This window comes from Pseudomonas syringae, from assembly GCF_021606685.1.
Lineage (GTDB): Bacteria > Pseudomonadota > Gammaproteobacteria > Pseudomonadales > Pseudomonadaceae > Aquipseudomonas > Aquipseudomonas syringae_R.
In genome coordinates this window covers 23,962-33,228 of record NZ_WKCB01000063.1, presented here as the reverse complement: position 1 = coordinate 33,228, position 9,267 = coordinate 23,962, and the positions used below count along the sequence as shown (strand labels likewise).

Sequence of the window (9,267 nt, the reverse complement as noted above, 5' to 3'; positions counted from 1 at the left end):
TCCCATTACCCTGCCCCCCTCACATCAGACAACCGGAAGTCCGATCCCCGTGTTCAAGCCCCTGGCCATTCTCACCCTCACCTTTGCCCCTGCGCTTGCTTACGCCGCCGACCTGGCGGGCGTCTGGACGGGCACGTTGGGTAAATCTGCTATCACTGCCTGTTTTAATGGGGCTCATGGCGCCAATGGCAGTTATTACTACCAGCGCATTCTGACTCCCATTCAGTTGTCCCAAGCCAATGCCAGCGAGCCGTGGGTCGAAGAGGGGCAGACCGGTTTCTGGCAGTTGGATGATCCTCAGGGCGACGCCCTCACCGGTACTTGGAGTAAAACCCTGGGCGGCAAAAGCCTGGCGCTGGCGCTGAAACGCGTGGATGCGGACGGGTGCGCCAGCGATGCCTATAACAACGCCCTTGAGGCGTTGCCCCCTGCGGCAACAGTCGAGAAGAAAACCATGGGCGATCACAGTTATCAGGTGAAGACCCAAGGGGGTCAGGTCACCCTGAAGCTCGAGGGCACTGGCCCGGGCATCGATAAGATCAATCAGGATCTCGCGCGCATGGCTGTACCTCCGGAGGGCCTGGCAGCGTTTTATCGTGAGCGGCGCAATAGCCTGGACCAGAGCGGCAGCACCGCGACCAGCGAAATCACGGTGGAGCCGTTCTACTGGTCGTCAGCGTGGATCACCGTGCGGTTCTACCGCTGGTCGGCGGGTTACGGTCGTGGGGGGATCAGTTGGGGGCTGCATAGCTGGAATCTGCAAACCGGCGAACGTGTCGATCCTTGGACATGGCTGGGTGGCCGCCAGGAATGGGACAACCCCTACTCCGGCCACATCAAGTTGCCGGTTACGTTCAGCAGTTGGTTGGCCAAGCAAACCACTACGGATGAAGGGTGCCCGGCGGTCACCAGCTATACCACCTTCGATTTGAGCTTCAACACCCAAGGCATGCAGCTGTCGACGCCCGCCCAAGGCGACGGTTGTGACAACGAGTTGAGCTTTACCTGGGATGAACTTGAGCCGCTGCTGACGCCTCAAGGTAAAGCCGCTCTGCCCAGCTTGAAGACGCCATGAAGGTAGGCCCGAAAAATCCAGCGCTCGTTCACGATATGTTCAGAAACGTCGACAGATACTAGCCGAATGCCACGGCCGCTCCCTCCGAGCGGTCACCTGCCTCGGTAGCCATTTCCCATGAAGCGCCCCGCTCCTTTACTGCTCCTGCTTGCTGCTGTGTTGTTCTTCTTTGCGCTGGGTAACCATGAGCTGCAAGGCTCTACCGAAGCCCGTGTGGCCGGGATCGCCATGGCCATGCATTTGGACAATAACTGGGTGGTGCCGCAGCTGTTTCGTGAGCCCTTCCTGGAAAAGCCTCCCCTGAGCCTTTGGCTCGACGCCGGGGCGATTCGCCTGTTTGGCGCGTCCACCGCTGCCGTGCGCTTGGCCTCGGCGTTTGCCGGGTTGTTCAGTGTGATGCAGCTTTACGTCATGTTGCGCAGGTTCGGGCGGCCGCAAGCATTGGCGTTCAGCGCTGCGCTGATCCTGGCGACCATGGCCAGTTACTGGAGCAACGTGCGGGGTGTGGGCGAAGATGCGTTGCTCAGCCTGGGCGTGACCACCGCGCTATTGGCGTTCTACCAGGCTATGCGCGCGGAGCGCCCAGGTTGTGCCACAGGTACGTGGGTGCTGTTTACCGCCGGCATGGTGATCGCCACCTTGAGCAAAGGCGTGCTGGGGCTGGCGATGCCGGGGGTCGTGATCTTCGCGTACCTGGCCTGTACCAGCGTGATGGACAAGCGCCTGCGGATTGGCGACTGGCTACGGCCAGCAGCGTTCACCCTGCTGGCGCTGGTGCCGCTGATGATCTGGCTGGTTTTCCTGTATCAGCGCGGCGGTATGCAGGCGGTGGGCGAAGTGCTGTGGACCAACAGCGTCGGGCGGTTCAGCGGCTCGTTTGTCGAGGCCGGGCATTACGAGCCGTTCTATTACTACATCGCCAAGCTGCCTGAGGCGTTCCTGCCGTGGAACATCCTGGTGTATCTGGGGCTGTGGCATTTCCGTAAAAGCCTGGTGCGCGACCGCTACCGCTTGTTTTTCAGCCTATGGCTGGTGGCGCAATTCAGCCTGCTGACCTTGGCGTCGAGCAAACGCACGGTCTACCTGATGGCCCTCACACCGGCCGCCGCCGTACTCGCTGCCGAATATGCGCGGGTGCTGCTGTCTTGGCTGAAAGCCCACAAACCCGCGCTGTATCAACACCATAAAACCCTGGTGGGCGGCGTGTTCACTCTGGCGGTGAGCTGCTACCTGGTCGCCGCGTTCTGGTTCGCCCCCAAAGCCGACGCGCACCAGTCGTTCGTGCCGCTGATCAGTCAGATCCAGGCACTGCAAGCCCAAGGCAAGGACGTGGTGTTGTTTCAGCCCAACGAAAGGATTGCCGGAGCCAGCGTGTTCTACACCCAGGCCTACCTGCCGATCCTGCAGAGCGAACCCGAACTGCACCACTACCTCGCCGCCAAGCCCGGCAACGTTGCGCTGCTGGACCACACCACCGGCTTGAGCAACAAGGTCAGGGTGATCAAGGAAATGGCAATTAATCGCCAGCCTTACTACTTCATCGAGCAGTAAGGCCGGCGCGGGGCATCAGTGCTTGGTGAGTTTGTCCAGATACCCCATGGCAAACGCCGACACTACGAAAGTCATGTGGATGATCACGTACCACATCAAGTGCTGTGGATCGACGTTCTTGGCATCCATGAAGATGCGCAGCAGGTGAATCGAGGAAATCGCCACGATGGACGCCGCCACTTTCATCTTCAATGACGAAGAGTCCATGGTGCCCAGCCAGTTGAGCTTTTCTTTGTTTTCATCGATGTCCAGCTGGGAAACGAAGTTCTCGTAGCCGGAGATCATCACCATCACCAGCAGGCCGCCCACCAGCGCCATGTCGATCAGCGACAGCAGCAGCAGGATCACTTCGGCTTCCAACATGGTGAAGATGTTGGGAATAACGTGAATGATTTCCTGGAAGAATTTCAGCGCCAGGATCAGCAGGCCCAGGGACAGCCCCAGGTAGATCGGTGCCAGCAGCCAACGCGAGGCGTACATCGTATTTTCAATAAAGCGTTCCATGGGTTCTCACACAGCGTGGCTAGAAATGGCGGCGAGTATACCAGCCGCCACCAACCACCTGTAACCGCGAGAAAACTGACCTGGGCGGCATCTGTAAGAGAATTTTTCTGCTAGTGTCGAGCCCATCAACTCGGCTCGATGACGTCGGACAGGAAAACTCAGATGATGGATGTGCGATCCCCTTTGGCCAGCCTCGGCCTGTGCGCGGCATTGCTGCTGGCGGGCGGCTGTTCCCCAAGCGATGAGCAGAAAAAGACCACCCTCGAAGAGAAAACCGCCAAGTTCGAGCAATCTCTCGACAGCATCCAGGACCCCAAGCTGCGCGACGCCATTGCCGACCTGGGCGGCTCGCTGCTGTTGCTCGAACGGGCGCGGATCAAGCTGGCGACCAAGCCGATCGAGGCCGAATACGGCGAAGACAGCCTGGCGCTGCTCAAGCACTACCCCACGCCCCAGGCGCTGGTGGACACCTACATCAACGGGCTGTTCGTGCTGCGCAGGGCTTCGCACTCTGACTACCTGACGGATCTGCAGCCGGTCTTCCCGTTCAACTTCAATATGCCTGAGCAGTTCCCCTTCCCCCATGGCCTGGAATGGCAGTCCGTTACCTTGAGCAACAATAAGGTCGTGCCGTTTCAGCCAGAGTGGTCGGAAACCGACCCCGGCATCCAGCTCAGCCCCAGCAGCTCCAACCTGACCAACCCGGATGACCTGACGGTGACCTACCCGTTCATCGACGGCATCGAAACGGAAAACAAAAGCCAGCCGCAGCCCGTCAGCCTCAAGGGCACCGTGGAAGTGGTCGCGCCGGGCAAGGTGCTGACCTTCGACCTGTCGAAAGCCGACGTGGGCCACAAACGTACCCAAGGCAACATCACCGTCAACCTGGTGCTGCTGGAAAAAAACTACGCCGAGCTTGAACTGACCAACAGCGAGCCGCTGGCGCCAGAGGTCGGCGACGAATCGCCCAACCCTTTGCTGGTGCAGGCCCGGGACACTACCGGGGAATTTCTGACCCGTTCCGGCTCGATCAATGAAAGTGCCGCGCAGGTGGCGTTCTACGAGCAGCAATTGGCCGAAATGCAAAAGCAAAAAGCCTGGTCCGACGCGTTTGAAAAGCAGCTGACCGATGAGCAGAAAGCCTTCGAGCACAAACAGGGCAGCCATTACGCCAAGGTGTATTTCAATGGCGTGATCGACAGCCTGCAAATCAACGTGCTGGATTTCTCCACCGCCACGGTTACTCGCAAGGACCTCGACCTGCCGGTGCAACGCTTCGACAAGAACAGCCTGGAAAAGACCGTGCAAGCCTTGCCGATGCCGGTCACCGTGTATGACGACGGCGCTGCCAGCTGGCTCAAGGACGCGACCCTGACCGAAGACCAGTTGAAAGACAGTGTCACCATCAGCCAGTCCGTCGAGGACGCCAGCGCCGCGCACGTCACGTTCGACCACCCGTTCACCTTCAATGACGACCTGGTGGGCGCCGAGCGAAACAGCAGCGAATCGCCGGTGACGTTCTTCACCGCCAACGAAAAAGGTGAACGCGGCGAGCCCATCGAATTGCCGACCGAAGCCTATGAGCTGAACCCCGCGCGCGGCACGCTCACCTACGACCTCAACCTGTTCCCGGAAAACCCGGCGTATGTGGTGGGCTCGATTCCGCTGTTCCTGGCGACTATCGAGAAAGGCGACATTGATGCGGCCAAGCTGCCCAAGGGCTTATCGCTCAAGGACAACGCGCTGATCGTCGACCAGAAAGAATTCCCTGCCGACAGCTGGCGCTTCTACGCCAAGGACGCCAGCGGCAATTACCTCAAGGAAATTCTTGGCGTAAGCCACCGCGCCGAGGAATACGGCACGGCGATGTTTGATGTGCATTACTTCTACGGCCAGCCAACTGCGCTGGAAAGCTACCAGCGTACCGACCTGAGCACCGTGCAATACGGTTTCGAGGTCAAACTGGACAAACCCGAGAGCAAATAACCGCGCCTACAGCGCCAACGGCTCATGGTTGCCATTGAGCTGGCGCAGATGGGCCTGCATGTGCAGGCACCAGATCTGCGGGTCGCCCGCCAGCTCATAGCCGTGCAACGTGAGGCTGTCCACGATGGAATCGAGGATGGTTTGCGCCGCAAACGGCCCATGGAACGGCCCTTGAGACTTGATGGTGGACGGCTGTTCACCGGACATTCCAGCGGCAAACAATAACGTCCACAGCCCGCAATCCCCCGCAAGAGGGCGAATGGAGCATTCGATACGGGTCACCAGGCCAAAGCACTGGCGGGTAAGGCAAAGGTTGCGCGGCATGGCGGCGACCCTCGGTAGATCGGTGTTCAACCTCAGCCGATGGCGAGGCTGTTTCTATCCAGCGACTCCTGTGGATATCCCTTGAGCTGAGAATAGAAGAAATACACGACAAACCAAGGTTGTAGGGACCAACGGGCATTGGTCGCCAGAGCCCAGTCAAATTCGTGGCGCTAGGTAATCCAATTTGTGGCTGTGTGCAATCGAATGGGGCTGCATGAAATCCAATGTGGCTGTCTGCAACCCAATTGTGGCTGCATGAAATCCAATCTGGCTGTATGAAATCCAATTGTGGCTGTATGCAATCTAATTTGGCTGTATGAAATCGAATGTGGCGAGCGGGCTTGCCCGCGTTGGGGTGCGTAGCAGCCCCAAAGATCAGCGGTTATTTTCTGACACACCGCGTCAATCTTTCTGGGGCTGCTGCGCAGCCCAACGCGGGCAAGCCCGCTCGCCACAGTAGCCCTCTTTTCACAGTAGCCTTATTTTCACAGTAGCCCTATTTTCACAGCTTTTCACAGCAGCCTTCTTTTCACTGCAGCCCTCTTGTCACAGAAGGCTGCTTGTCACAAAAGGCTTGCCATCAGGTGGGCTTGGCTTCGGCCAACGCCTGTTGCGCCAGCTCCTTCTCAGCCTCCTTCAGGTCTTCCTCGCTGATCATCTCGGCAATCGCGCGCAAGCGCTCGACCACCCGCGCGTTCACCGTGCCTTCCGGGAACTGCCCCTCGGCGTCCGGCTCGCCGGCATCCTCGCCCACCAGCAGGCTCAGCGCCTCGTCCGCCTGGCGCACCGCATAGATGTGGAACTGCCCAGCGCGCACGGCTTGCAGCACCTTCTCATCGAGCATCAGCGTAGCGACGTTGGCCTGGGGAATGATCGCCCCCTGCTCACCGGTCAAACCACGCGCCTCGCAGAGGCGGAAGAAGCCTTCGATCTTCTCGTTGACCCCGCCCACCGCCTGCACTTCGCCAAACTGGTTGATCGAACCGGTAATGGCAAAGCACTGCTTGAGTGGGGTTTTCGACAACGCCGAGATCAAGGTGCACGCCTCACCCAGCGAGGCGCTGTCACCGTCCACGTAACCGTAGGACTGTTCCAGCGCAATGCTGGCCGAAATCGCCAGCGGGAATTCCTGTGCGTAGCGGCTGCCCAGGTAGCCGGTCAGGATCATCACGCCCTTGGAGTGAATCGGCTGGCCGAGGTTGACTTCGCGCTCGATGTCGACAATCCCGCTGCCGCCCGGGTACACCGTGGCGGAAATCCGCGCCGGTACACCAAACGCCGAATCGCCGACCTCCAGTACCGTCAGCCCGTTGCACTTGCCGACCGCCGCGCCCGCGGTGTCGATCAGGATCACCCCGGCGAGCATGTCGTCGAGAATCCGCGCCGACACACGCCCGGTGCGCGTGGCCTTGGCCTTGAGTGCGCGCTCGATGTGGCCGGCGTCGGTCATCTCGTCGCCGGCCAGGTGACGGATAAAGTCCGCCTCGCTCACCAACTGGAACAGATCGCCAATACGCGCCGACAAGCGCCCCTGGTGCTCGGCCAAGCGTGCGCTGTAAGTCGCCAGCCGCGCCACCGCGTCGGAGGTCAGCGGCGCCATGCCTTCTTCCGAGGTACGGGTTTTGAGCAACTGGGCGAACTGCTCCAGGCTTTCATCGACCATTGGGATGTCTTCGTCGAAGTCCACCAGTACGCGGAACATCTCCTGGAAGTCCGGATCGGCATCCTGCAACGCGTAGTACAGCTGGCGCGAGCCGATGATGATCACCTTGACCTGCAACGGAATCATCTGCGGGTTGAGGGTCACGGTGGCCAGTCGGCCCAGCTCGCCCAAAGGCGATTCCATCTTGAGTTTGCGCGATTGCAGGGAACGCTTGAGCGCGTCCCACACAAACGGCTCGCTGAGCATTTTCTCGGCTTCCAGAATCAGGAAACCGCCATTCGCACGGTGCAACGCGCCGGGGCGCAGTTGGCGGTAGGTGGTGTAGAGCGCGCCTTGGTCGGTGCTGTATTCGATGCGGCCGAACAGGTTGTCGTAGGTCGGGTGCGGCTCAAATACCACCGGCGCGCCGCCGTTGACTGCATGGCCCACCACCAGGCTCGGGCAGTATTGCTCTTCGAGCAGCTTGCGCGCCTGGGCGTCGGTTTTCGCGTCGTCCACCAGTTGCTCGACCACGGTTTTCAGCAGGTAGACCTGCATGGCCTGCAGGTAACCGCAGACAGCAGCGTTTTCTGCGTACTTTTCCGACAGCGGCGCGAGCAAAGGTTGCAGGGCCAGGGTGATGGTTTCTTCGTTGAACTGACGCAGCTGGTTGTTGGACTCACGCTTCCACTGCGGCAGGCTCGCCAGCTCTTCGTTGAGGCGCTCTTCCAGCTCGGAAATATCCGTGTGGAACCGCTCGCGGTCGGCCTCCGGCAGTTGGGAAAACTCCGCCTCGTCCAGCGCCTTGCCCTCCAGCATTGGCGTGAACGCGATGTTGGAACTGTCGCGGTAGAGCGCCACGTCTTTTTCCAGGGCCAGGCGCTCGATCACATCCAGGGCCTTGTCGTAGCGCTGGTTGAAGGCACGGTCGATGGCGCTTTTGCGCTGTTGGTACGTGGGGTGTTCGAACACCGCCGGGAAGGTGGCCACGAGGTTGTCGACCAAGCCGTTGATGTCATTGATGAACGCCGCCGCAGCGCCGCCCGGCAATTCCAGGGCGCGGGGCTCGCGGGGCTCATCGAAATTATTCACGTAGACCCAATCCGCCGGGGTCTGCAGGCGTTTGCCTTCGGCTTTCAGGTAGCGTTTGACGAACGAAAAGCGGCCGGTACCCGGCTCGCCCATGACAAACACGTTGTAACCGGGGCGTGGCATGGCCACACCAAACTGCAACGCTTCAACCGCACGTTCCTGGCCAAGCACACCGCGAAAGGGCTCCAAATCATTGGTGGTCGAGAAGCTGAACTGTTCAGCGGAGAAAGGGCGAGTCAGCGCTTCGGGCGCTAGACGCAAGCTGGCAGCAACAGGATCAGGCATCGGGCTTCCTTACATCAGGCGGGGCAGATGACGGCATTCTGGCTCCCCCTTGCGCGCTCTGGCAAGGCGAGCCGTAGGGAAAGCATAGACGCGGGGTGCGCCCTGCAAAAAAATCACAAGAACTCTGATTGTTTTATAAAAACACACGGAACCCTTGGAACATGCCTAAACTCCAAACTGCGCGGGTTGGACTAATAACTGGCCCCTAGGGCGCTACGAAGTGCCTGAACCCTTGTCCATTGGTTTGCACACAAAGAGAACAAAGCTATGAAACGGATCCTTCTCGGTACTCTCTTCACCGTCGTCTCCCTCAATGCAATGGCTGAAGCACCAGGCGGCCCGAACTGCGGTTGGGGCAACATGTTGTTCGAAGGCCAACGCGGTACTCCTGCACATTTCCTGGCCTCCACCACCAACGGTACCTCGGGTAACGCCACGTTCGGCATGACCTCGGGCACCAACGGTTGCAGCACCAACAGCGCGCTGACCTACGGCGGCAAGTCCTGGATTGCCATGAATGGCATGATGAACGAGCTGTCCGAAGACATGGCCAAGGGTAATGGCGAAGCGCTGACCACCTACGCCGTGGTACTGGGCGTGGCGCCAGAAGATCGCGAGCACTTCGCGGCCGTGACCCACGAGCACTTCCAGCAGATCTTCAGCAAAGCTGACGTGACCGCTGACGACGTGCACAACAACACCCTGTCTGTACTGAAAAGTGATGCCCGTCTGGCGAAATACGCTACCCAGGCATAAGCTCGACCACCCGCGCCTTTCGGGGCGCGGGTTTTGACTTTTGGACCCCCTC

7 protein-coding genes are annotated in these 9,267 nt (G+C 59.9%); 4 read left to right on the top strand and 3 right to left on the bottom strand.

What is annotated here, in order from left to right; genetic code table 11:
* The first annotated feature begins 49 nt into the window (after positions 1 to 49).
* Together GIW02_RS20725 and GIW02_RS20720 are read left to right on the top strand one after the other, a co-directional pair.
* Entirely contained in the window at positions 50 to 1,075 is a 1,026-nt protein-coding gene (locus GIW02_RS20725) for a hypothetical protein (protein WP_236414657.1), read from the top strand.
* A gap of 117 nt (positions 1,076 to 1,192) precedes the next feature.
* A complete protein-coding gene (locus GIW02_RS20720) occupies positions 1,193 to 2,626 on the top strand; it encodes a glycosyltransferase family 39 protein (RefSeq protein ID WP_236414656.1) in 1,434 nt (477 codons plus the stop codon).
* A 15-nt stretch (positions 2,627 to 2,641) separates the two neighbouring features.
* Here the strand turns inward: GIW02_RS20720 and GIW02_RS20715 are convergent, their stop codons facing one another.
* Positions 2,642 to 3,130 carry a TIGR00645 family protein gene (locus tag GIW02_RS20715; protein WP_005791582.1) on the bottom strand — a complete coding sequence of 163 codons (489 nt, stop codon included), beginning with the start codon at positions 3,128 to 3,130 and terminating at the stop codon, positions 2,642 to 2,644.
* A gap of 162 nt (positions 3,131 to 3,292) precedes the next feature.
* On the opposite strand from GIW02_RS20715, the gene GIW02_RS20710 reads away from it, so the two are divergent.
* Complete coding sequence (locus GIW02_RS20710; RefSeq protein ID WP_236414654.1) at positions 3,293 to 5,116, top strand: hypothetical protein; 1,824 nt, start codon at positions 3,293 to 3,295, stop codon at positions 5,114 to 5,116.
* Between the two features lie 6 nt (positions 5,117 to 5,122).
* Here the strand turns inward: GIW02_RS20710 and GIW02_RS20705 are convergent, their stop codons facing one another.
* Positions 5,123 to 5,440, bottom strand: a complete 318-nt coding sequence (locus GIW02_RS20705) for a PA4575 family protein (RefSeq protein ID WP_236414652.1) — start codon at positions 5,438 to 5,440, stop codon at positions 5,123 to 5,125.
* 580 nt (positions 5,441 to 6,020) lie between these two features.
* Positions 6,021 to 8,459 (bottom strand): ATP-binding protein, encoded by a 2,439-nt coding sequence (locus GIW02_RS20700; RefSeq protein WP_236414650.1) that lies wholly within the window; start codon positions 8,457 to 8,459, stop codon positions 6,021 to 6,023.
* A 267-nt stretch (positions 8,460 to 8,726) separates the two neighbouring features.
* On the opposite strand from GIW02_RS20700, the gene GIW02_RS20695 reads away from it, so the two are divergent.
* On the top strand, positions 8,727 to 9,215 hold the full coding sequence (locus tag GIW02_RS20695) for a DUF3015 domain-containing protein (RefSeq protein ID WP_122720016.1): 489 nt from the start codon (positions 8,727 to 8,729) through the stop codon (positions 9,213 to 9,215).
* The last annotated feature ends 52 nt before the right edge of the window (positions 9,216 to 9,267 follow it).